Raw genomic sequence first — 23305 nt, 5'->3', positions numbered from 1 at the left:
TCCTTAATGGGCGTCTAATAGGTCTTGTGCAATCTGCGGATAATCTGCCGTCAGCATGTGCACAAAGTTATGGCGAATTTGATGGAGCCGCTGATCACTGTCCGCGTCGAAACGCACAGTAAAATACTCGCCCGTATTCGATGCTCGAATAATGCCAAATCCATCCTCAAAATCAAGTCTTACGCCATCAATTTTACTCATTTCCGCTTGAAAGTGCTGACTTTGTTTTTCCACATTCGCTAAAACCAGCGCGGGTGAAATCTGATGGGTGCTAATATAAATATCCTCTGTACTGGCACGTTCTGGGTAGTCTGCCAGTGCTTCCGACAAAGTGCATTGCTTCAAGCTTAAGTATTCCAACACACGTAGTGCGGCATATAACCCATCGTCATAACCAAAACCACGACCATCATTAAACACATAATGCCCTGCATATTCACCGCCAAAAACCGCATGCCCTTCAGATTGCGCCAAATATTTCCGCAAAAAAGAACTACCTGTGCGAATCATTTTTGGAATACCGTGATGGGCCAATACTGTATTTCGAACCATGGTGGAACATTTCACATCAAAAACCACTTCATGTGCTGGATGATCAGCCAAACACATGTGCGCAAACAAGGATAATAAACGGTCTGCTGAAATGATTACGCCCTTTTCATCAATCAATACAACACGGTCACCATCACCATCAAAGGCAATGCCGATATCAGCATGCTGCTGTTGCACGGCGTTTCGTAGCAGATTTAGATGTTTGGCTTGAGAGGGATCGGGGGCATGTTCAGGAAATTCACCATTGGCCTCACAGCGTAAAGCATGCACCTCACAGCCGAGTTCCTTTAAGACCAAGACGGCGCAGCGTCCCGCCGAACCGTATAAACCATCCACCACAACTTTATAGGGTCGCGGTTGAGGCATGAGCTGTATATCATTGAGCAATGCCGCCTGATAAGCCAGACAATATTCAGGTACGATCTGATGTGGCAACGTTTGCCAGTTCATCTCTGCATGGCTGTCAAAATATTCATTTGCATCGCGTGCCACCTGTTGGATTGCCTCAGGTAAAGGGGGCTCACCCTGCATAATCCATTTGATTCCATTATCCGACTTCGGATTGTGGCTGGCTGTCACCATAATACCGTTGCCATCAAACTGACGTGCCGTGTAATACAACACAGGGCTAGCACAACATCCGATAATTTTCGCATCTAAGCCCTGTTTAAGACATTCTTTGTAAATAATTTCCGCAAAAGCAGGACTGCTTTGTCTAGCATCATAACCAATGGCTAAACGTGTCTGCCCAGTCTTTAAATATTGAGTTGCGAGCGCTTGTGCAATGGCACGAATCAGCTCAGCACTCATAACATCCAATTTGCCACGGATGTCATAGGCACGAAAAATATGTGCAGGAAATTTTGGCTGAAAATCCATAGGTCTAACTTCTAATTTATTCAGATCAACAGCTCTTTCAGCTGTCCTTGTTGTTACGCTTAACGCTGCATTTAATTTTACTAGGGTCTGTTGAGAATTACCGAGAGTTAATTAAACTCGCGCACAATTGAATCATGGCTTCAAAACTCGTATCTGTTTTACAACTACGCATCGCTATACGTTTAAATTCTTTTAACTTACAGAAATAGTTTTCAATGAGATGACGCCATTTATACATAATCGTATCAAAGGCTCTCATTACTTTTCGATTAGATTTGGGTGGGATCACCACTTTCACTTTACGTTCATTGAGTTCTTGGATGAGCCAATCTGCATCAAATGCTTTATCCGCTAGTAATGCTTGAAAATCAACATCTTCAATTAAAGGTTTGGTTTCTACTAAATCGTGATATTGACCAGGCATTAATCGAAACTTAATGAGGTTGCCTAGACTATCCACTAAGGCAAGAATTTTACAAGTCATTCCACCTCGAGATTTACCTATAGACTGTTTGAAGGTCCCCCTTTTGCACCTTGGCCATGTCGATGAACTTTAACAATCGTTCCATCAATCATGGCGTATTCCAAATCAACATCTTCATTTACAGATGCAAAAATAGTTTCAAATACACCAGCTTTCACCCAATCACGGTATCTTTTAAAGACGGTATTCCATTTACCAAAATGAGCAGGTAGATCACGCCATGGACTGCCTGTACGGGCAATCCATAGGACTGCTTCTAAAAATAATCGATTATCTTTTCCACTACGACCTCGATCGGTCACTTTACCTAGGCAAAAAGGTTCCATTTTTGCCCATTGGGCATCAGTAAGTATGTATCTATTCATAGTACTATTATAAATTAATCAGTAGCCTTTGTTAATTCTCAACAAGCCCTAAGGATTCAAAAAAGAGTTGTAACTTTTTATGAACTAAAAATGATCATTCAGCATTAAAACAACAAAGCCTCTTTTATGGAGAGGCTTTGTTGTTTTACTTTATCACTGAGAGATTAGTTTTGACCAGTATGTCCGAAACCACCTGCACCACGTTCTGTCGCTTCAAATTCATTTACAATATCAAACTGTGCTTGCATCACAGGTACAAGTACATACTGTGCAAGACGTTCACCTGGCTCTAAACTAAAAGCTGTTTGGCTACGGTTCCAAACCGACACCATCAATTCACCTTGATAGTCCGAATCAATTAATCCCACCAAGTTACCCAAAACAATGCCGTGCTTATGACCTAGGCCTGAACGCGGTAAAATTAAACCGGCAAAGTGTGGATCTTCGATATAAATAGATAAACCCGTTTTGACCAAAACAGTTTGTCCCGGTTCAATGACGGTCGCAGCATCGACACATGCACGAAGGTCTAAGCCTGCTGAACCCGTTGTCGCATAGGTTGGCATTGGCCATTCATTGCCTAAACGTGAATCCAACACTTTAACCTGAACTTTCATTCTCTTTTTCCTAGTACAATAAATTTCTAAAACAAAAAAATATTTAGCGCTTAATCAAAGCACGTAAATTGTCCAAATAGTGTTGTGCTTGTAATTTCGGATCGACATTGCCCGCCAGTTTCTTTTTACGCCCTAGCCACTCCAACTCATCTTGCGGCAACTCATCCAAGAAACGGCTTGGTGTCATTTGCTTCATTTGACCGCCTGCCTTACGTTGTTCTGCAAGCGTGATGGTTAAACCCTGACGCGCACGGGTGATGCCCACGTACATCAAGCGACGCTCTTCCTCAACTGTATCTGCGGCAATCGAGTTTTTATGCGGCAGTAACTCTTCCTCAAGACCAATCAGATAGACATATGGAAACTCAAGCCCTTTGGATGCATGCAGCGTGAGCAGGTTTACTTTGTCAGTGTCTTCTTCTTCTTGCTGCTGCTCTAACATATCCAGCAACACCATTTTACGAATTACGCTTTCAATGTTTTTCTCATCAACATCTTCAGCACGGTTAATCAAACTTTGAATACTGCTATACAGCACTTCAATATTATCCAGCTTGGTTTTTTCTTGCGCAGGCGTCGCCGCAGACTCTTTGACATAGTCGATATAACCCGCTTCAACCATCATCTTGCGAATAATCGGTACAGGTTCATCATCCTCAAGCAACTCACGGGTAAAGGTGGTAATGAAGTCTGCAAACTCCGCCAACTGCGTGGTGGCTTTTTTAGGAATCACCATGGTGAGACGCTGATCACCCGCTGCAGAGAGCAACGACAAATGATTTTCTTGTGCAAACAGACCCAGCTTTTCTAAAGTCACAGGCCCAATGGCACGTTTAGGTGTATTGATAATCCGTAAAAATGCACTGTCATCTTCAGGGTTAATAATGACGCGCAAATAGCTCATCACGTCTTTGATTTCAGCCCGTCCGAAGAACGACTGACCACCTGATAATTTGTACGGAATCTGCATTTGACGCAGTTGTGTTTCCAGTGCACGTGCTTGGAAGTTCCCCCGATACAAAATGGCGTAATCCTTCCAATTTTTACCATTCATCAGTTTATGGGTAATTAAGTCTTTCACTACGCGTTCTGACTCATCGTCATCATTGCGGCACGTAATCACTCGAATCACTTCACCATGACCTTTATCTGACCACAGTTTTTTATCAAAAATATGCGGATTGTTACCAATCACGGTATTGGCTGCTTTCAAAATACGACTGGTCGAACGATAGTTCTGTTCGAGTTTAATCACTTTTAAATTGTGAAAATCTTCATTCAGCAAAGCCATATTTTCAGGCTTGGCACCACGCCATGCGTAGATCGATTGGTCATCATCACCCACCGCAGTGAACTGTCCCATCACCCCGACCAGCAATTTCACCAAAATATACTGTGCGGTGTTGGTGTCTTGATACTCATCGACCAATAAATAGCGAATGCGATTTTGCCAGCGCTCACGTACTTCTGCATTTTCTTGTAAAAGACGCGTCGGCATCACGATCAGGTCATCAAAATCGACCGCATTATAGGCACGTAAATTACGCTCATACAGTTGATACAAGTGCGCAAACTGAACATCTTCTGCGGTTTCACAGGTGGTGTGTGCTTGCTCAGGTGGAATCAGATCGTTTTTCCAATCTGAAATCATCTTCATGGCTTTGGCAATCAGCTCTTTACTTTCCGCACCGGATAAATTGTCACGGTGCATCAAGTCCATCAAAATACGCTTACAGTCGTCCGCATCTAAAATAGAAAAATTATTTTTTAATGGTGTGTGTTTCAGCTCTAAACGCAGCATGTTTAGGCCAAAGGTGTGGAAGGTCGAGACTGAAAGCCCTTTTGCCTCTTCACGTGACAGCAGCTTGGTGACACGTTCTTTCATTTCGCGTGCTGCTTTGTTGGTAAACGTCATCGCGGTAATACGATAAGCAGGAATGCCGCAGTGTTTCACCAAGTAGGCAATCTTACGGGTAATCACCGAAGTTTTACCTGAACCAGCCCCTGCAAGTACTAACAAGGGTCCTTGAGTGTATTTCATGGCTTCAAGTTGCTTGTCATTTAATTGACTTGCCAGTGACATAGTCTTTCCTCTATTTCATTCCGAGCTCGATTATAGTCATCTCCGCTACAGATGCATAATGCAAATTCATATTTTAACAGTCATAAAAAAACCACCCGAAGGTGGTTTTTCAGTCTTCAATAAAAATTATTGAATTGCGTAGATGCTGATTTCTACACGACGGTTTTGCTCACGGCCTTCAGCAGTCGCGTTAGACGCGATTGGGTTTGCTGAACCTTGACCTTGTGCATTAATACGTGTTGTAGAAACACCTTGAGATGCCAAGTAGCTTGCTACAGATTGCGCACGCGCTTGAGACAGAGGAATGTTGATTGAATCATTACCTGTACTGTCTGTATAACCTGTTACAAGAATACCGCTCTTGTTATCTTCAGTTAAGGTTTGCGCAACTTTGTTTAAAGTTGAGTAGAAGTTCGGCTTGATGTTTGATTTGTTGGTATCAAAAGTAATGTTACCTGGCATAACCAAACCTACAGAGCCATCTGGATTACGGTTAACTTCTACACCAGTACCCGCCATTTGTTGGCGAAGTTTCTTCTCTTTGTTGTCAAGGTAAACACCCGTTGCACCACCGACAACTGCGCCAATCGCTGCAGCACGGTTGTTTTGACGGCTCGTGTTTGCGTTTCCTTTAGAAATACCATAACCAGCAGCAGCACCAATTAAGGTTCCTAATGCAGCTTTATCGTATTCTACACCGCCAATGTTATTACCAGTGCTTTGACAACCTGTAAGAACCATTGCCCCAACGACTGCGGAAATTGCTAGTGCACGCATCGCATGCCTCCTTCTTTGTGTGTTTTGTTTATAGAACGAATATTGTCGTAAAACGATGATCTAGACCATTGATTTTTTGTTAATAATAAAGCCTTTATTTACAATATGTAATAAAAAATTTCCTTTTCAAGACTTTCTTCGTCACAATTTCTACACAGTTAATGTTTGGTGCTTTTCTATTTGATCATCCCGTACTATATTGACCTTTAGAAAATAGAACGAGTTGCGAAACGCATTATATTTTAGGGTTTATTTTTATGTCATCGCCAAACCAAAAACAACCTTTATTAAAAAAAATCACCCGTGGTCTAACTGTTGGTTCAGTCATTACAGGCAGTACTTTTTTTCATGGCCCGCCAGTGCTCGCGCTTGGCCTGACCAAACTGTTTAAAAAATCAAAAAAAGTGGATGAGACCAATATTCAAATCACCAACAGCTGGCTGGCTGTGAACAATTATTTAATCGATCATGTCCTACCCAACACGAAATGGGACATTTCTGTCGATGATGATCTTGAGCTGAGTATGCAGGGTCGTTACCTGATGACTTGCAACCATCAAAGTTGGGTCGACACCACGGTTAACCAATATTTTGGTTTAACCCGTATGCCCCTTACCCGCTTCTTTACCAAGTGGGAACTTATTTTTATTCCATTTGTCGGCCAAGCCTTTAAAATTCTAGGCTTCCCGATGATGAAGCGGCATAGTAAAGAACAAATTGCGAAAAACCCTGCGTTGAAAACACGCGATATGGAAGAGGCACGCAAATCTTGTGAACAACTGCTTAGCCAACCATTCACCCTGTTAAATTATTTGGAAGGCACGCGTTTTACACAAGAAAAACATGCACAGCAGCAGTCGCCTTACCAAAATTTACTTAAACCGAAAGCGGGTGGCTTGGCCTTAGCCTTAAGTATTTTAGGTAATGACATTGATGCCTTGGTAGATATGACCATTGTCTATCCCGACGGCGCACCTGGCTATAGCGAATTTTGGCTCGGGGAAGTCCCACGGATTGCGGTCAATTTACGTAAAATTGATATTCCTGCATGGGTACTCGCTGGAAACTATGAAGACGATGCAGACTTTCGTGAACAATTCCAACAGTGGGTCGATCAACTTTGGACTGAAAAAGACCAGTTGATTGAAAAAATGAAAGCCAAATACTCAACCTCCAATTTAACCGAGTAAGGGTCTATGCATGATGCAGAATAACCAAGTCAAAAAGTCTAAATATCATCAGGTTGATCCACAAAGTTTGTATTTCAAACTGTTTTTGATCTATGACATTTTTATGGTGTTTCTCATCATTTTTAACTTGTTTTGTTTGTGTGCTAATTTTTTTATCATGAGCAATATCGGTGGATGGTTTTTCCATGCCATTCACCTAGAAAGTGTCTTAAGCTTCTATCGTGAGCATTTGCATCCATGGGTCATCACCACAGAAGCTTGGTTTATTCTGTTCTTAATTACTGAATTATTGGTGCGTTGGGGCATTGCGATCGTGTATCGACACCATCGTCGCTGGTTTTTCTTTCCCTTCATTCATTGGTACGAAATTTTAGCGATTATTCCTCATTTACGTTTTTTAAGATTATTTCGTGCAGGGGTGATTGCTTTTCGCCTGCATGAATTGGGCTATAACGTAATTCCTGAGTCGGTACAAGCCAAGGCCAAATTTTACTACCGCGTGGTGATGGAAGAGCTCTCTGACCGCGTCGTGATTACTGTATTGGATGGGGTGAAGCACGAATTAAATACCAGTTCGACCCATAAAAAAATTATCCATGACCTCGTCGATCATCATCGAGCTTTATTTGCACAAGCATTGGCTGAAATTTTACAGGAATCTCTGGCCACTGAACTGAAACAGCGACAGTATTTTATTGCTCAAAATGTCGGTCTGATTGTGAATCGTGCGATTGAAGATACCCCTGAACTAACCCAATTACTGCGTTTAATCCCAATTGTGGGTGGAAGAATTGAGCAACAAATTCAAAGTATCGGACAACGACTTGGTGAAAACATCACACAAGGTTTACTGGAACCGATGGTGGTCGGAAATCCTGCACAGCCCAATGCCACCTATCGCTTGATAGCTGAAAAAGTCAGTGATTTAAAAATTGATAATCAGTCTTTGGAACAGTTGGTTGAGTCTGTGGTCTATGAAAGCTTAGATGCCATTCGCAAGCAAGTTAAGGTGAAACAGTGGTTAGAAGAGCTTGAAAAAGATGATCAAGCCAAAGAATAAGCATTAAGGTAAAAATATTACAAACGCAGCTAGTGCAATCCTTCATTTTGTTCTAGGATTTGCTCTATTTACAACATCACTTCTTTAGTAAAAAATAAATCTGAGAAGTCTTAAGGAAAAATTATGGCTGATATCCGGATAACTGGCAGAATGGTCAATGCGATTCGCATTACCCTTGACACCAATGATCATGATGCAATCCGACAGCAATTAAGTAAAACATTACAAAATGCATCGACTGCTGGAGCGTTAGTTGTTCTAGAAAGTAGCGTTGAGCAAGAATTAATTTCCTTGATTCAATTATTGCTGGATCTGGATGTACAGCCGATGGCAGTACAAGAAGGAATTTTGGCTGAACAAGCCCGTGCCATTCAGTTCCCTGTGATTCCCGCGCAAGGTCATGGTATTAGCTCGCAACTTCAAGAAGTCAAAGCAACCAAAGAGCAAGTGGTTGAAGCCCCTGCCCCTGCTGCGACAACTTCTACCAATGCACCAGTTGCGGCAGCACCTGTCATTCGCCATGCAACTTCATACCATGACGAAATTTTACGTACGGGTCAGTGCTTGGTTCAAAATCAAGGCGATATCATTATTACCGCAGGCATTAACAGTGGCTCGGAAGTGATTGCTTCAGGAAATATACATATTTATGGTAGTGCTCGTGGTAGAGTCATTGCCGGCGCGGGCGGAAACAGCGCTGCACGCATCTTCTGTCATGCTTTAGAAGCCGAATTGGTTTCAATTGCAGGGACCTATTGTGTTGCAGATGATATTCCAGCGCAGCATTTAAAACGCCCAACACATATTTACTTAAATGATCAACAAGAGCTTGTATTTGAAGCGCTTGAATTTTAATGTATAAATAAACACCAAAAGCCCCAAATGATAAATAAGGGGATTTAAACCATAACAGGAGTGGATTCGGTGGCGAAAATTGTTGTCGTAACATCAGGCAAAGGTGGCGTAGGCAAAACTACGACAAGCGCATCTTTTGCAACAGGTTTAGCCCTACGTGGTCACAAAACTGTTGTGATCGATTTTGACGTAGGTTTACGTAACCTTGATTTGATCATGGGTTGTGAACGCCGCGTTGTGTATGATTTTGTCAATGTATTAAATAACGAAGCTCGATTACAACAAGCGCTTATCCGCGATAAAGATATCGAGAATTTATATATTTTACCTGCTTCGCAAACCCGTGATAAAGATGCCTTAACTGATGAAGGCGTAGCACGTGTCATGGATGAGTTGTCACAAGAGTTTGACTACATTATTTGTGACTCACCCGCAGGTATCGAACGCGGTGCAATTTTAGCAATGTACCATGCCGATGAAGCGATTATTGTGACCAACCCTGAAATTTCATCTGTACGTGACTCTGACCGTATTATTGGTATGCTCGACAGCAAAACCAAAAAAGTTGAAATGAATGAAGGTCGTATTCGTAAACACTTGTGTATCACACGCTTCAACCCTGAACGTGCGGATAAACAAGAAATGTTAACCATTGACGACATTTCTAAAGATATTTTACGTGTGCCAACTTTGGGAGTGATTCCTGAATGTAAAAGCGTTTTACAAGCATCGAACGAAGGTAAACCAGTGATTCTCTTTACTGAAGAATCAGCAGGCCAGGCCTATGATGACCTTGTGGCACGTTTCTTAGGTGAAGAACGTCCTTACCGTCATATTACGGTGAAGCCTAAAGGCTGGTTAGCACGACTATTTGGAGCGTAGACATGGCAGGATTTTGGAGTAAGCTTTTTAGTAATGATGAAAAACCGTCTAGTGCTCAAACAGCGAAGGATCGTTTGAAAGTCATCGTAGCATCTGAAAGTGGTTTAGGTAAACGTCTTAGCCAAGACAAAATCGACCAAATGAAGAAAGAAATCATGCAAGTGGTGAATCGCTATGTTCGCGGTATAGATGAACAGCACATTCAAATGGCTGTCCGTTCTGAAGCGAATATTGAAATGCTTGAAATGAATATCAATTTGCCTGAAGAACGTTAATCTGATTTTTGATTAGTCAAGCAAATTGAATCAAGGCAGAATATGCGCAGACACAAGAAAGTATTTTCTTTGTCTCCCATATTTTGCCTTTTTTAATGATTAAACCAGTAAGGAGATTGCTATGGCATTATCTCAGCCAGCAACGTTCAATGAAGAATGGTCAGATGAGCGTGTATTTGCCTACTTAACTCAGCTTCCTCCTGAAGGTGTGAATGGCGACTTTCATGTGTTGTACCATGCCTTTAAACACATGCGCCCAAGTGATTATGAGCGTCTGCTCACCCAATTTAAAACGGATGGCCGCGACATTAACGCTACCAATCCAGAAGGTCTACGCATTCATGACGTGATTGCCGCTTATCCACGTCAAGCAGCTCCCTTCTTAGAGGTTTTGGCTAAATTCGCCTAAACCTAGATCTGCTTAATGCGCATGATCTACAAATGCCAGTTCATTCCTAGGAGACTGGCATTTTTTATGACTGTAAAAACCACATCCAAAGTGGAAAAGTCAAACCGAAACACAAAGTTTGCAAACTAATGATTGCTGCCATGAGTTGACTGTCCCCTTGAAAATATTTGGTCAGGACATAGGCAGCCGATGCCGTCGGCAGTGAGAAGAAAACCACCACAATCATGGTTTCAAATGTTGCTAAACCAAATAAAAGACATCCTACATAGGCCAAAATAGGCACCAAGATTAAACGTCCCAAAGTGTTTAAAATTAGCGCTCGGCCAGCATATTTTAACGCATCAAACTGGAGTGCTGCGCCCACACACAAGAGCCCAAGCGGGAGGCTCATCCCTGCTACTAGCTTTAAAGATTGGTTAATGCTCTCGGACAAATGCATACCTGAAAAATTAAAAATGATCCCGACCAGACAGGCGAGAATCAGCGGATTTTTCGCAACCGACCACGCAATATTTTTATAAGATAGTCCCTGCCCTTGAGAAAAACCAAGTACGGACAGTACATTCACCAAAGGAATGACAAAGGCAATAATCATGGCAAAGACTTGCATCCCCTCAGCGCCAAAAATCAAAGCCATACTGGTCAAACCAATATAAGTATTAAAACGAATATGACTCTGTAAATAGACGCCAAATTGCGTCACAGGCGTACTATACAGCGCTTTTAATACCCACAGCACCACACTCATCAGCAAGGTCACAGTAAAGACCACAGCAAGCGCTGGCAGGACTTGCCCGACATTAAAATGAACGGTGGCTAGACTACTGAACAGCAAAACAGGAAATAAAATCCAATAATTCAGTCTTTCAGCACCTTGCCAAAATTCCACCGTTAAAAAGCGATACCGCTTTAATACATACCCCATGGCAATGAGTACTACCAATGGAATTAATGCATCAATAATTTGCATGACTGGATGCCTAAACTGAATGATTAAGAAAAAGCCTGCAATCCGCAGGCTTTCTTTTTAAACTAAAATTTCTCGCTTACCGTTCGCACCTTGCGCACTCACAATCCCATTTTCTTCCATTTGGTCGACAATCCGCGCGGCACGGTTATAGCCCAAACTAAACTTACGTTGTAGCGAGGACACCGAAACCTTGCGTGTTTCCAATACAAAGGATACGCACTGGTCATAAAGTGCATCACGGTTTGGATCGCCATCACCATCTTCAAAGCCACGAGAACTTGGCTCTTCATCAAATGGCGTTAGGATTTCATCAACATAATTTGGCGAGCCACGTTCACGCCAAGCATCACAGATGCGGTTCACTTCATCATCGGCAATAAAGGCACCATGTACACGTTCAGGTTCAATTTTACCCGGGCCTAAGAACAACATATCACCATGACCCAGTAAGTCTTCCGCCCCACCGGCATCCAAAATCGTGCGTGAGTCAATTTTCGAGTTCACACGTAAAGCCACACGTGTTGGAATGTTAGCTTTAATCAGCCCCGTAATTACATCGACCGATGGACGCTGCGTTGCAAGTAACAAATGAATGCCTGCGGCACGTGACTTTTGTGCCAAACGCGTAATCATTTCTTCAGCTTTCTTACCGACCTGCATAATCATATCGGCAAACTCGTCCGCCACAATTACAATCGATGGTAATGGGGTCAAACGTGGTGCGCGCTCACCGGCAACCGAATCACTGGCTTTCCAGGTCGGATCAATCAGCTCTTCGCCATTGGCAATCGCTTCTTCCACTTTACGGTTATAGTCCGCTAGCTTACGAATTTTTAAGAAAGACATCAGCTTATAGCGACGTTCCATTTCATTCACACACCAGTTCAAGGCACTGACTGCATCTTTCATGTCCGTGACCACAGGGGTAAGCAAATGTGGAATATCGTTATAGTTAGCAAGTTCTAACTGTTTCGGGTCAATCAAAATTAAACGCAGCTCATTCGGCGTATATTTCAACAACATCGATAAAATCATCGAGTTCACTGCCACCGATTTACCTGAACCTGTGGTGCCTGCAACCAGCATATGCGGGGCTTTACCTAAGTCAGCAATGACAGGATTACCTGAAATATCTTTGCCCATTGCCATCGAAAGAATGCTATTCGGATCGGTAAAAGCAGGAATGGTCAACAACTCGATTAAACGCACCATTTCACGTGTGCTATTCGGCACTTCAATCCCGATATACGGTTTACCTGGAATGACTTCAACCACACGTACAGATGCCATCGACATTGAACGCGCAAGGTCACGGGAAATATTGGTCACTTTAGAGGCTTTCACGCCCGGTGCTAAATCCAACTCAAAACGAGTTACTACAGGCCCTGGCTGCGCTTCGACCACTTTGGCTTTGACATTGAACTCTTGTAATTTAATTTCAAGCAATTCAGATAAACGTGCCAACTGTTCAGCAGTGAAATTGACTTTTTTATTCAGGTCAACTTCATCCAGTAAATCCAGTCCTGGCAGCGGCGATAAATCACGACGACGCTCTGCTACTTGCATGGACAAAGACATTGGACGGCCTGATGCATCCGTTAGTGGCGCATCAAAATCGAAGTCGTCTTCGTCTTGCGGTTTTCCAGCAGTGTCCTGCCATGCTTCAATAAACGCTTCTTTGGACAAAACTTCTTTGGCTACAGCCGCTGTAGCACTTGTGCTTGCGGTATTATGATGCTGGATAGGTGCTTGTACAAAAGCAGATGACTGCGCATAACTACTGCTAGTCCGTACATCTGAAGCAGCAACTTTCTGCTCCGACCAATCTTCAGCAAGGAATTCGTCTAAATCATCCAACTCATCAAGCTGTGCTTTTGCAATTCCACTCGGCGCTGGTTGAAAGGCAACGGGACTTGCAGCAACACTTAAGGTTGCAACCTCGGCTACCGCAATTGGATCTTCAACCACATGTAAATGAGACACCGGTTCAGGCGTATTGAAGGGGCTGTGAACATCCGTTGCTGTTTTGCCATTGGGTACGGCAGCAAGCAGCTCGTCAAAGATTTCATCATCATCCCAATCAACATTTTTCTTCTGTGCAGGAGCATCGTCTTGGAAATAATTAGGATCAGCAATTGGAGTTGTATGATCTTGTACCACTGCTTGAAAATGTTGTTCTGGGCTAAATGGGCGATCTTCTTCGGCAGCACGAAGTAAAGCATCAATATCATTTTTATGACGTTGATCTTCACCTGAGTTTAATGCACGCCACACTTCCCCTGTCGCTACCACTCGCTGACTGTCTTGTTCTAATTGGTGCGCTTTTTCTATAGTCCGCTCAAGCTCTACTTCATCATCCACATCCACCTGTTGTTCTTGAACACGTTGCTCTTTAGCCACCATGTCATTAAACAAATGCTCTGCTGAATAGTCGCGCTGAGGTGCTTTAACTGTTGCCTCTTGCACGGCTACTGGTGCCTCGACCAATTCCGTTGCTTCAATACCCTTTTTCGGTGCCGTTGCAATCACTTCTTTTTTGACGCTTGGCGTCGTGCGATCAAAGGCAGACTCGCTTTCAGGCACATTACGGTAAAATAAATCTTGTAAATATGCAGGAGTTGCTTTGAGCGTCGCGAAAGTACGGTTCCATTTGATACCGAAAGCCAAGGTCAATAAGACCACGGTAAACACGACCAAAAATAAGGTTGCACCGTAAATGGTTAAAATCTGCGACAAACTTTGTCCCAGTTCATAACCAATAATGCCGCCAGAGGCATTGTCTAAAGTGTCTGCTGGAACTTTCCAAAACAAGAACAGTAAGCTGGCGGTTGCAAGCAAAATAAAGAATTGTGCAGCATAACGAAATGGGCGGTTTAAAAAACTATGCGGCCACCAGACTTGAATGGCTTCAATGAACAAAAACACAGGAATAAGTAAACTTGCCCAGCCTAAAAAACCGAACAGTAAGTCAGCAATCCACGCCCCTGCAACGCCACTGGCATTCGAGACTTGCAAGGTATCACTTGATATATGCATCCAGCCCGGATCAAATGGGGTATAGGTCACGGTAGCAAGGAACAAATAAATGCCAAACGAGACTAAAAATAATGTCATTAATAAGCGCTGTGCATAAGCACCCGACACCTCAGTCATATACTGTCCTGTAACAAATTCTTCATTAATGTTTTTGTTCGAAACCTAAAGCAAAAGTTTCACAATAAACGTCATATTATGCACCTCTTCTTTATAAAAAGATGCACTATTCTTAAATGCTTTATGTATAGCGAGCAGATGATTTTTCCACTTTTTCCCGCTCTACACCGCATATTTCTTCTATATAGCTCAAATCGATTTGATTGATCAATAATATCGACATTGAACTCACACAACTGTTATAGAGTTTCACGTATAATTCCACAAATTTCTAAATAAAAAAAGGATTCTACGTATGAGCGCTCGTCACTCACGTTTGATTATTCTCGGTTCAGGCCCTGCGGGTTACAGCGCTGCGGTATATGCTGCGCGTGCCAACTTAAAGCCGACATTGATTGCGGGTATCCAACTCGGTGGTCAGCTAACGACAACGACTGAAGTGGATAACTGGCCAGGTGACCCTGAAGGCTTAACAGGTCCTGCACTGATGGAACGTATGCAAGCGCATGCTGAACGCTTTGGTACTGAAATCATCTACGATCATATCAATGAAGTCGATCTTTCTGTACGTCCATTTGTACTCAAAGGTGACATGGATGAGTTCACTTGTGATGCACTGATTATTGCCACAGGTGCGACCGCTCAGTACTTAGGTCTTGAGTCTGAAGCTGCTTTTATGGGCCAAGGCGTAAGCGCATGTGCAACCTGTGATGGTTTCTTCTACAAAAACCAAAAAGTCATGGTTGTGGGTGGCGGTAATACTGCCGTTGAAGAAGCACTATATTTGTCTAACATTGCATCGCATGTGACTTTGGTTCACCGTCGTGATTCATTGCGTTCTGAAAAAATCCTTCAAGATCATCTATTTGAGAAAGAAAAAGAAGACAAAATCAGCATCATTTGGAATCACCAAGTGGATGAAGTTTTAGGTGACAACACGGGTGTAACCGCTGTTCGCTTAAAATCGACTCAAGACGAATCTACACAAGATATTGATGTTCAAGGTTTGTTTGTTGCCATTGGCCACAAACCAAACAGCGCAATGTTTGATGGTCAATTGAACTTACGTGATGGCTATATCCAAGTTCAAAGCGGTACATCTGGTAATGCCACAGCTGCTTCTGTCGCAGGTGTATTCGCAGCAGGCGACATTGCTGATAGCGTTTATCGTCAAGCGATCACTTCAGCGGGTTCTGGCTGTATGGCTGCGCTAGATGCGGAAAAGTATTTGGATGCTTTAGGCGAATAATCTAAGCCTTGAAAAAGACCGCCTTCCATAGGCGGTTTTTTTATGTATGATCTTAAAGTCATTTTTTATCATGTATACACATCACTATGCAGCAGTTACCGCCTTCTGAGTATATCTTTCCCGATCCGCTTGAAGTTGACCCCGAGGGTGAAGGCTTAATTTGTATCGGTGCAGACCTCTCCCCTTCTACCCTGTTTGAAGCCTACAGCCATGGTTTGTTTCCATGGTTCTCAACAGGCGAGCCCATCTGCTGGTGGTGCCCCGAGCCACGTTGCATCATCCGTCCGCAGGATTATCAGCCCAGTAAAACTCTCATTCGGAGTATGAAAAAGCAAGATTATCGCATCACCATCAATCAGGCTTTTGAACGGGTGATCCGTGCCTGCTCACTACCTCGCAGCTATGCCGATGACACGTGGATCAGCGAAGACATTATTGATGGCTACTGTGCAATGTTTGATGCAGGTTATGGCTATAGTGTTGAAGTATGGGATCAAACACGCTTGGTTGGTGGACTATACGGCGTCAGCATTGGACACGGCTGTTTTGGAGAGTCCATGTTCAGTACCGAAACGGATGTCTCAAAAATGGCATTTTATACGCTGATGTTGATTGGACGTGAAAATAAGCTGCCTTGGATCGACTGCCAATTGGTCAATAATCATCTGTTAAGCCTTGGTGCTTGTACACTTTCTCGGCAAACCTACTTAAAATCGTTACAAGATGTTGTAAATCAACCCGCTATCGATTGGAAAATGTATCAGGACGGTGTATTTTCAAGTAAAACAATAGCGCAAAATGCGCGACTGACTGAATAAAGAATAATAGAGGGATTTATCATGAATTCGTATCACCCGAAGTCCCTACTGAATGATTTACAGTATTACATCACGCCACCGCATGACTGTAGCTATCTAGAAAAAAAGTCAGCTCGGATGGTATTTCTCGATCCAGCACATCGTATTGATGTCGTCACGCTGTCTGAACTTTCTCGGGTTGGTTTTCGCCGGAGTGGTGATTTTGTTTACCGCCCAGAGTGTCATCTATGTCGACAGTGTCTATCTAGCCGCGTACCTGTGCGCGAATTTAAAATGAACAGCAGTCAAAAAAAAGCATGGAAACGCAATCAAGATCTCACTTTAAAAATTACCCGCACTGCAGACGCCACCCAAAAACATTATGACTTATATGAGCGTTATATTTTTAAACGCCATGCCGATGGAGACATGTTCCCGCCTAGCCGTGATCAATTTGATAAATTCCTCGTGCATAGCTGTACTGAGAGCTTTTTCTTAGAGCTATGGAAAGAAGACCAGCTCATCTGTGTGTCGACCTGCGATCCTCTAGATGATGGTTTATCTGCGGTTTATACTTTTTTTGATCCCGATGAAAACAAACGCTCACTAGGGACTTTCGCCATTTTAAAACAAATCGAGCTCGCCAAAGCACGCGCTTTACAGTTTGTGTATTTAGGCTATTGGGTGCCGCACTCAGAAAAAATGAACTATAAATCGCAGTATTTACCGCTAGAATTGTTAATTGATGGTCAGTGGCGCAGACTCAATCATAGTCTGAGCAGCGAGGAAGTGCAGCAACTGGGAAACTCCTTAATGACCACCCTACCTTCGGGGTGGAATAACGCCATTATTAAATAATGACGTTATACAGAAGCTCAACTGTTCTCTTATTTAAACAACTCGGAAAAGTCATCACTACACGATTTCACCATAATAATGGCATGCTCACGGCCACCATCTGGTTTAGGATAATAATTTTTACGCAAATCAATTTGATGAAAACCGGACTTTTCATACAAGGCAATCGCTGCTTGATTGCTCTCACGGACTTCTAAGAACACCTGTATCGGGTTGTTTTTGAGTTGTGCCAGTGATGCATCTAATAGCTGGTAACCCAACCCTTTGCCTTGCTGGCTTGGATGAATGGCCATCAACAATAAATTAGCCTCATCAAGAACAGGCTGAAGGATACAAAACCCTACGACCTGCCCTGCCTGTTCAATCACGGTGCTGTGATAAGACTGCATGGACTCTTGGAACTGTTGTAGGCTCCAAGGATGGGTTTGAACTAAATTTTCAATCTGCGCAACTTGGCTTAAGTCCGCAGCTTGCATTAAACGAATCATCTTCGTTTATCTTTCTAAAATGTGGAGGTCACAGTATAAAAAATTTGTGCTAAAAACCGAACAAAAAAAAGAGCGATTTACATCGCTCAAAGAGCCAAAACTGCTTAAAACCCTAATTTTAACTTCCACTTCTCAAGTAACGCATCGGTGTCGTGATGATTAGGATGAAAACCCGGTTTAAAGTACATGATCATTTCACGTGCCATCCCTGTAATAATCCCTTTCGATGGACTATATGCATAGGTATAAATATCTTTCAGCGCCGCCCTGTTCAGTTGTTTATCTTGCTGTAATAAACGAAATACAAAGTACGACTGCACGCATAATAAAATGGCCATGGCTGCAACCAGTGATCCCGTTCGTAGTAAATAGGATTTGACTCCCTTACCAAAAACACCTTCAAACACATCATAAGCCACAGCTTTGTGCTCATTTTCTTCAATGGCATGCCATAACCACATGGTTTTCATGGTTTCATCGCTCATCAGCTCTTGAATGTGGTTATTGACCAACAACTGAGAGGCAATGGTTGCAGTAAAATGTTCCAGCGCGGTGGTTGCCGTTAAATCCACCATCTCTTGAGTAATACCCACAGGCTTGCCGAGAAAAGCAAACACTTTACGCGTGGTTTGAATTGCACGATCCGTATAGCGATCAAGTGTTGCAACATCGTGCCCATACTTTTGTGCCGAAGCATTAAAACCTTCATGTTCTTGCGTATGCATCGCTTCTTGACCAATAAAGGCTGAAATCTCTTTTTGTAGTTCGGCATTATCTTTGATTGAGGGATGCTGTCTAACGACACGAACACTGTCGATAAAAAACATTTCACCTGCTGGAAAGAGTGCCGAAAGCGCAGTCATAAAATGGGTCAGTCCAGCTGAACCATTCATCCAATATTCAGGTACGCTTTCAAACTCAAAGTTCATCCGACGTACAGGGAAACTCGCACCCGCACGGTTAGTGATTTTTACCTTCGCATTCATCTTTCTGCTCCTATGAATATCCTGAAGACATCCACTACTTATAGTTGTTTTCGTCTTTTTATCTTACGCGATTGGACTTCACCCATAAGTGCAGTTAGGGTCAGCAAAATATCAGTTTAGGACAGTTTTCAGGGTGGATTGTTAGACAATTTAGTGTGCGTAATGTTCTACGCTATTTTTAGGATGAACACTAAAGCATGCTGTATCTTGCCTAAAATAATCACTTTCGCAGTAAAATGAATAAATAAAAAAAGCGCCCCAAAGGAGCGCTTTTTTTACACAATCAGATGATTATGCAGTTACTTTAGCAACTACACCAGCACCAACTGTACGACCACCTTCACGGATCGCAAAACGTAGACCTGGGTCCATTGCGATTGGGTGGATTAATTCTACTGACATTTCTACGTTGTCACCAGGCATAACCATTTCAACGCCATCTTGTAATTTGATCGCGCCAGTTACGTCAGTTGTACGGAAGTAGAACTGTGGACGGTAACCGTTAAGGAATGGAGTGTGACGACCACCTTCTTCTTTAGAAAGTACGTATACTTCTGCATCGAATTTAGTGTGCGGCTTGATTGCACCTGGTTTAGCAAGTACTTGACCACGTTGTACGTCTTCACGCTTAGTACCACGTAGAAGAACACCACAGTTCTCGCCCGCACGGCCTTCGTCTAGAAGTTTACGGAACATTTCTACGCCAGTAACTGTAGTTACTTGAGTATCACGGATACCAACGATTTCAACTGATTCGCCTACTTTCACAATACCAGTTTCTACACGGCCAGTTACTACTGTACCACGACCAGAAATAGAGAATACGTCTTCGATTGGCATTAAGAATGCTTGGTCGATTGCACGTACTGGCTCTGGAATGTAAGTGTCAAGCGCGTCAACAAGCGCAACAACTGCTTCTTCGCCATACTGACCAGCGTCACCGTTAAGTGCAAGAAGAGCTGAACCACGGATAACTGGAGTGTCATCACCTGGGAAGTCATAAGTAGAAAGAAGTTCACGAACTTCCAATTCTACTAATTCAAGAAGTTCTTCATCATCAACAAGGTCACACTTGTTAAGGAATACAAGAATGTAAGGTACACCAACCTGACGAGAAAGAAGGATGTGTTCACGAGTCTGTGGCATTGGACCATCAGTCGCAGCACATACAAGGATCGCGCCGTCCATCTGAGCAGCACCAGTAATCATGTTTTTAACATAATCGGCGTGGCCCGGGCAGTCTACGTGTGCGTAGTGACGAGTTGGAGAATCGTATTCTACGTGTGAAGTATTAATTGTAATACCACGTGCTTTTTCTTCTGGTGCAGAGTCAATTGCAGCGTAGTCTTTCGCTTCGCCACCGAATTTCTTCGCACATACAGTTGCAATTGCAGCTGTTAAAGTTGTTTTACCATGGTCAACGTGACCGATTGTGCCCACGTTAACGTGTGGCTTATTACGTTCAAACTTAGCCTTAGCCATGAGATCTTCCTTTTTAAACTACTCATGCAGGATCACTGCATGAGCACTTGGTTTTTAACTATGAATTAGTTTGGGCTTATAGTAATCGAAAGATTACTCGTCGTCACCTTTTTTACCACCAGACTGGAATTTAGAAATGATGCCTTCAGCCACGTTACGTGGAGTTTCAGCATATTTAGCAAATTCCATAGAGTATGTTGCACGGCCTTGAGACATAGAACGCATTTGAGTCGCGTAACCAAACATCTCTGCAAGTGGAACTTCAGCTTTAATTGCTTTAGTACCGCCAGGCAAGTCATCCATACCTTGAACCATACCACGACGACGGTTTAAGTCACCCATGATATCGCCCATGTAGTCTTCTGGAGTTTCTACTTCAACTTTCATGATCGGTTCAAGCAAGATAGGATCTGCTTTCATGAAACCGTCACGGAATGCGTAAGAACCTGCCATTTTGAACGATAATTCGTCCGAATCGACATCGTGGTAAGAACCGTCAAACAATGTAGCTTTGATGCCAACAACTGGGTAACCAGCAAGGACACCATTCTTCATACGCTCTTGGATACCTTTATCCACAGCACCGAAGAATTCTTTAGGAACTACACCACCAACAACTTCTTCAACGAATTCGTAATCTTTTTCTGATTCAGGATCCATTGGTTCTAAACGTACGTATACGTGACCAAATTTACCTTTACCACCAGTTTGACGTACGAATTTACCTTCTTGTTCAACTGACTTTTTGATCGTTTCACGGTAAGAAACCATTGGTTTACCAATGTTTGCTTCAACACCGAATTCACGCTTCATACGGTCAACAATGATGTCAAGGTGAAGTTCACCCATACCAGCAATAATTGTTTGACCTGACTCTTCGTCAGTACGAACGCGGAATGATGGATCTTCCTTAGCCAAACGACCTAAAGCAATTGACATTTTTTCTTGGTCAGCTTTAGTTTTTGGTTCAACAGCCAATGCAATTACTGGCTCTGGGAATTCCATACGCTCAAGTGTGATGACATTTTTCTCAGCACAAAGTGTATCACCCGTAGTTACGTCTTTAAGACCTACACACGCAGCGATATCACCCGCACGAATTTCTTCAACATCTTGACGATCGTTCGCGTGCATTTGCACGATACGGCCGATACGTTCACGTTTAGATTTAACTGGGTTATAAACAGAATCACCTTGTTTAAGAACACCAGAGTAAACACGTACGAAAGTTAAGTTACCTACGAATTTGTCGTTCATGATTTTGAACGCAAGCGCAGAGAACGGAGCTTCGTCAGATGCTTCACGAATCGCTTTAGTTTCAGCTTTGTCGTCAAGAACACCTTCAATCGCTTTAACTTCTGTAGGCGACGGTAAGAATTCAATTACTGCGTCCAACATACGTTGAACACCTTTGTTTTTGAACGCTGTACCACAAAGCATTGGTTGAATTTGACAAGCCAAAGTTTGAACACGTAGACCAGCAACGATATCTTCTTTAGATAGTTCGCCTTCTTCTAGGTATTTGTCCATTAGCTCTTCAGAAGCTTCAGCAGCAGCTTCAACCATGTTTGTACGCCATTCTTCAGCAGTAGCTAGAAGTTCAGCCGGGATTTCACCGTATTCGAACTGCATACCTTGTGAAGCTTCATCCCAAATGATCGCTTTCATTTCGATCAAGTCGATTACGCCTTGGAAGTTTTCTTCAGCGCCAACAGGGATTACTACAGGTACAGGAGCTGCACCTAAACGTGTCTTCATTTGTTCAACAACACGGAAGAAGTTTGCACCAGTACGGTCCATCTTGTTCACGAATGCTAAACGAGGCACTTGGTATTTGTTCGCTTGACGCCATACAGTTTCAGACTGAGGTTGTACACCACCTACAGCACAGTAAACCATACACGCACCATCAAGAACACGCATAGAACGTTCAACTTCAATTGTGAAGTCAACGTGTCCCGGTGTATCAATTACGTTGATACGGTGTTCAGGGAACTGTTTAGACATACCTGACCAGAATGTAGTCGTAGCAGCAGAAGTAATGGTAATACCACGTTCTTGCTCTTGCTCCATCCAGTCCATTGTTGCTGCACCATCGTGTACTTCACCAATTTTGTGAGATACACCTGTGTAGAACAAAATACGTTCTGTAGTTGTGGTTTTACCCGCATCAATGTGCGCAGAAATACCAATGTTACGATAACGAGAAATTGGGGTTTGACGAGCCATGATTTCTTGCATTCCTAAATTTTGTTGTTTAAAACAGGCGCTTTAAGCTGACGAACAGCTTAAAGCGATTCGATGACAGTTTGGCGTAAGCCAAGCTATCACCCTCCTGAATAGGGGCTGTTTTAGTCGCTTAGAAGCGGTAGTGAGAGAATGCTTTGTTGGCTTCAGCCATACGATGCACGTCATCACGTTTTTTAACCGCTGCGCCTTTACCTTCAGCTGCATCAAGCAACTCACCAGCAAGACGTAAAGCCATAGTTTTTTCAGAACGCTTAGCAGCAGCATCTACTAACCAACGCATAGCTAGAGCAGTACGACGGGATGGGCGTACTTCCATAGGTACTTGATAAGTAGCACCACCAACACGGCGTGCTTTTACTTCAACCATAGGACGAACTTTTTCAAGAGTAGTCTCGAAAAATTCAACTGGGTCTACTTTGTTTTTTTCTTGAACGCGGTCTAAAGCACCGTAAACGATACTTTCAGCAATAGATTTTTTACCATCTTGCATTACGTGGTTCATGAATTTAGCGATTGTTTGGCTGCTGAACTTAGGATCCGGAAGGATTTCACGAGCAGCAACTACGCGACGTCTTGGCATTTTAAACTACCTATATATATGACACTTCAGGTTAATCCAGCCGTAGCACAAAGTGTCATGTGCT

21 protein-coding genes are annotated in these 23305 nt (G+C 42.9%); 9 read left to right on the top strand and 12 right to left on the bottom strand.

Going from position 1 to position 23305, the window contains the following annotated elements:
• Window positions 1-3 precede the first annotated feature (3 nt).
• From HUK62_RS04815 to HUK62_RS04795, 5 genes are all read right to left on the bottom strand, one after another.
• On the bottom strand, window positions 4-1431 hold the full coding sequence (locus tag HUK62_RS04815; RefSeq protein WP_176537228.1) for a phosphomannomutase/phosphoglucomutase: 1428 nt from the start codon (window positions 1429-1431) through the stop codon (window positions 4-6).
• Window positions 1432-1528: 97 nt separating this feature from the next.
• Window positions 1529-2280 (bottom strand): IS5 family transposase gene (locus HUK62_RS04810; protein ID WP_176537227.1). Its coding sequence is split into 2 segments (ribosomal slippage): window positions 1529-1944 and window positions 1944-2280, totalling 753 coding nucleotides; the frame shifts between segments, so codons are not numbered across the junction.
• A 164-nt stretch (window positions 2281-2444) separates the two neighbouring features.
• Complete coding sequence (gene dut / locus HUK62_RS04805; protein ID WP_004984286.1) at window positions 2445-2897, bottom strand: dUTP diphosphatase; 453 nt, start codon at window positions 2895-2897, stop codon at window positions 2445-2447.
• Between the two features lie 43 nt (window positions 2898-2940).
• Window positions 2941-4980: a UvrD-helicase domain-containing protein gene (locus HUK62_RS04800; protein WP_004694892.1), complete on the bottom strand. Its 2040-nt coding sequence runs from the start codon at window positions 4978-4980 to the stop codon at window positions 2941-2943.
• Window positions 4981-5106: 126 nt separating this feature from the next.
• The gene (locus HUK62_RS04795; protein WP_062034242.1) at window positions 5107-5757 is read right to left on the bottom strand and encodes an OmpA family protein; all 651 of its coding nucleotides are present in this window, start codon (window positions 5755-5757) and stop codon (window positions 5107-5109) included.
• Window positions 5758-6014: 257 nt separating this feature from the next.
• Between HUK62_RS04795 and HUK62_RS04790 the strand changes: the two genes are divergently transcribed.
• The 6 genes from HUK62_RS04790 to HUK62_RS04765 all read left to right on the top strand — a co-directional run bounded on the left by HUK62_RS04790 (window position 6015) and on the right by HUK62_RS04765 (window position 10428).
• The gene (locus tag HUK62_RS04790; RefSeq protein WP_004694896.1) at window positions 6015-6947 is read left to right on the top strand and encodes an acyltransferase; all 933 of its coding nucleotides are present in this window, start codon (window positions 6015-6017) and stop codon (window positions 6945-6947) included.
• Window positions 6948-6960: 13 nt separating this feature from the next.
• Window positions 6961-8007, top strand: a complete 1047-nt coding sequence (locus HUK62_RS04785; RefSeq protein ID WP_176538448.1) for a preprotein translocase subunit SecA — start codon at window positions 6961-6963, stop codon at window positions 8005-8007.
• Window positions 8008-8130: 123 nt separating this feature from the next.
• The gene (gene minC, locus HUK62_RS04780; RefSeq protein ID WP_087014344.1) at window positions 8131-8862 is read left to right on the top strand and encodes a septum site-determining protein MinC; all 732 of its coding nucleotides are present in this window, start codon (window positions 8131-8133) and stop codon (window positions 8860-8862) included.
• Window positions 8863-8931: 69 nt separating this feature from the next.
• Entirely contained in the window at window positions 8932-9744 is an 813-nt protein-coding gene (gene minD / locus HUK62_RS04775) for a septum site-determining protein MinD (RefSeq protein WP_004694902.1), read from the top strand.
• A gap of 2 nt (window positions 9745-9746) precedes the next feature.
• Window positions 9747-10019, top strand: coding sequence for a cell division topological specificity factor MinE (gene minE / locus HUK62_RS04770; protein ID WP_176537226.1), 273 nt, complete (start codon window positions 9747-9749; stop codon window positions 10017-10019).
• 121 nt (window positions 10020-10140) lie between these two features.
• Window positions 10141-10428, top strand: coding sequence for a PA4642 family protein (locus HUK62_RS04765; RefSeq protein WP_176537225.1), 288 nt, complete (start codon window positions 10141-10143; stop codon window positions 10426-10428).
• Between the two features lie 64 nt (window positions 10429-10492).
• Here the strand turns inward: HUK62_RS04765 and HUK62_RS04760 are convergent, their stop codons facing one another.
• Together HUK62_RS04760 and HUK62_RS04755 are read right to left on the bottom strand one after the other, a co-directional pair.
• Window positions 10493-11398, bottom strand: a complete 906-nt coding sequence (locus HUK62_RS04760; protein WP_004694909.1) for an AEC family transporter — start codon at window positions 11396-11398, stop codon at window positions 10493-10495.
• Between the two features lie 57 nt (window positions 11399-11455).
• A complete protein-coding gene (locus HUK62_RS04755; protein WP_176537224.1) occupies window positions 11456-14551 on the bottom strand; it encodes a DNA translocase FtsK in 3096 nt (1031 codons plus the stop codon).
• Window positions 14552-14846: 295 nt separating this feature from the next.
• Here HUK62_RS04755 and trxB point away from each other — a divergent pair, with 295 nt between their 5' ends.
• The 3 genes from trxB to HUK62_RS04740 all read left to right on the top strand — a co-directional run bounded on the left by trxB (window position 14847) and on the right by HUK62_RS04740 (window position 17455).
• Window positions 14847-15800, top strand: coding sequence for a thioredoxin-disulfide reductase (gene trxB, locus HUK62_RS04750; protein WP_176537223.1), 954 nt, complete (start codon window positions 14847-14849; stop codon window positions 15798-15800).
• Window positions 15801-15886: 86 nt separating this feature from the next.
• Complete coding sequence (gene aat / locus HUK62_RS04745; RefSeq protein ID WP_078389439.1) at window positions 15887-16618, top strand: leucyl/phenylalanyl-tRNA--protein transferase; 732 nt, start codon at window positions 15887-15889, stop codon at window positions 16616-16618.
• 21 nt (window positions 16619-16639) lie between these two features.
• Window positions 16640-17455: an arginyltransferase gene (locus tag HUK62_RS04740; RefSeq protein WP_005400173.1), complete on the top strand. Its 816-nt coding sequence runs from the start codon at window positions 16640-16642 to the stop codon at window positions 17453-17455.
• Between the two features lie 29 nt (window positions 17456-17484).
• Here the strand turns inward: HUK62_RS04740 and rimI are convergent, their stop codons facing one another.
• The 5 genes from rimI to rpsG form a co-directional block, all read right to left on the bottom strand.
• Window positions 17485-17943, bottom strand: coding sequence for a ribosomal protein S18-alanine N-acetyltransferase (gene rimI / locus HUK62_RS04735; RefSeq protein ID WP_058869027.1), 459 nt, complete (start codon window positions 17941-17943; stop codon window positions 17485-17487).
• Window positions 17944-18047: 104 nt separating this feature from the next.
• Window positions 18048-18929, bottom strand: coding sequence for a metal-dependent hydrolase (locus tag HUK62_RS04730; protein WP_005400175.1), 882 nt, complete (start codon window positions 18927-18929; stop codon window positions 18048-18050).
• Between the two features lie 291 nt (window positions 18930-19220).
• On the bottom strand, window positions 19221-20411 hold the full coding sequence (tuf, locus tag HUK62_RS04725; protein WP_176537222.1) for an elongation factor Tu: 1191 nt from the start codon (window positions 20409-20411) through the stop codon (window positions 19221-19223).
• Between the two features lie 93 nt (window positions 20412-20504).
• Window positions 20505-22640 (bottom strand): elongation factor G, encoded by a 2136-nt coding sequence (fusA, locus tag HUK62_RS04720; protein WP_176537221.1) that lies wholly within the window; start codon window positions 22638-22640, stop codon window positions 20505-20507.
• Window positions 22641-22770: 130 nt separating this feature from the next.
• A complete protein-coding gene (gene rpsG / locus HUK62_RS04715) occupies window positions 22771-23241 on the bottom strand; it encodes a 30S ribosomal protein S7 (protein WP_004694929.1) in 471 nt (156 codons plus the stop codon).
• Window positions 23242-23305 lie beyond the last annotated feature (64 nt).

It is taken from the genome of Acinetobacter sp. NEB 394 (assembly GCF_013374795.1).
GTDB lineage: Bacteria > Pseudomonadota > Gammaproteobacteria > Pseudomonadales > Moraxellaceae > Acinetobacter > Acinetobacter johnsonii.
Note: the sequence above shows the minus strand (reverse complement) of the source record. Positions and strands in the feature narration are given on the sequence as shown.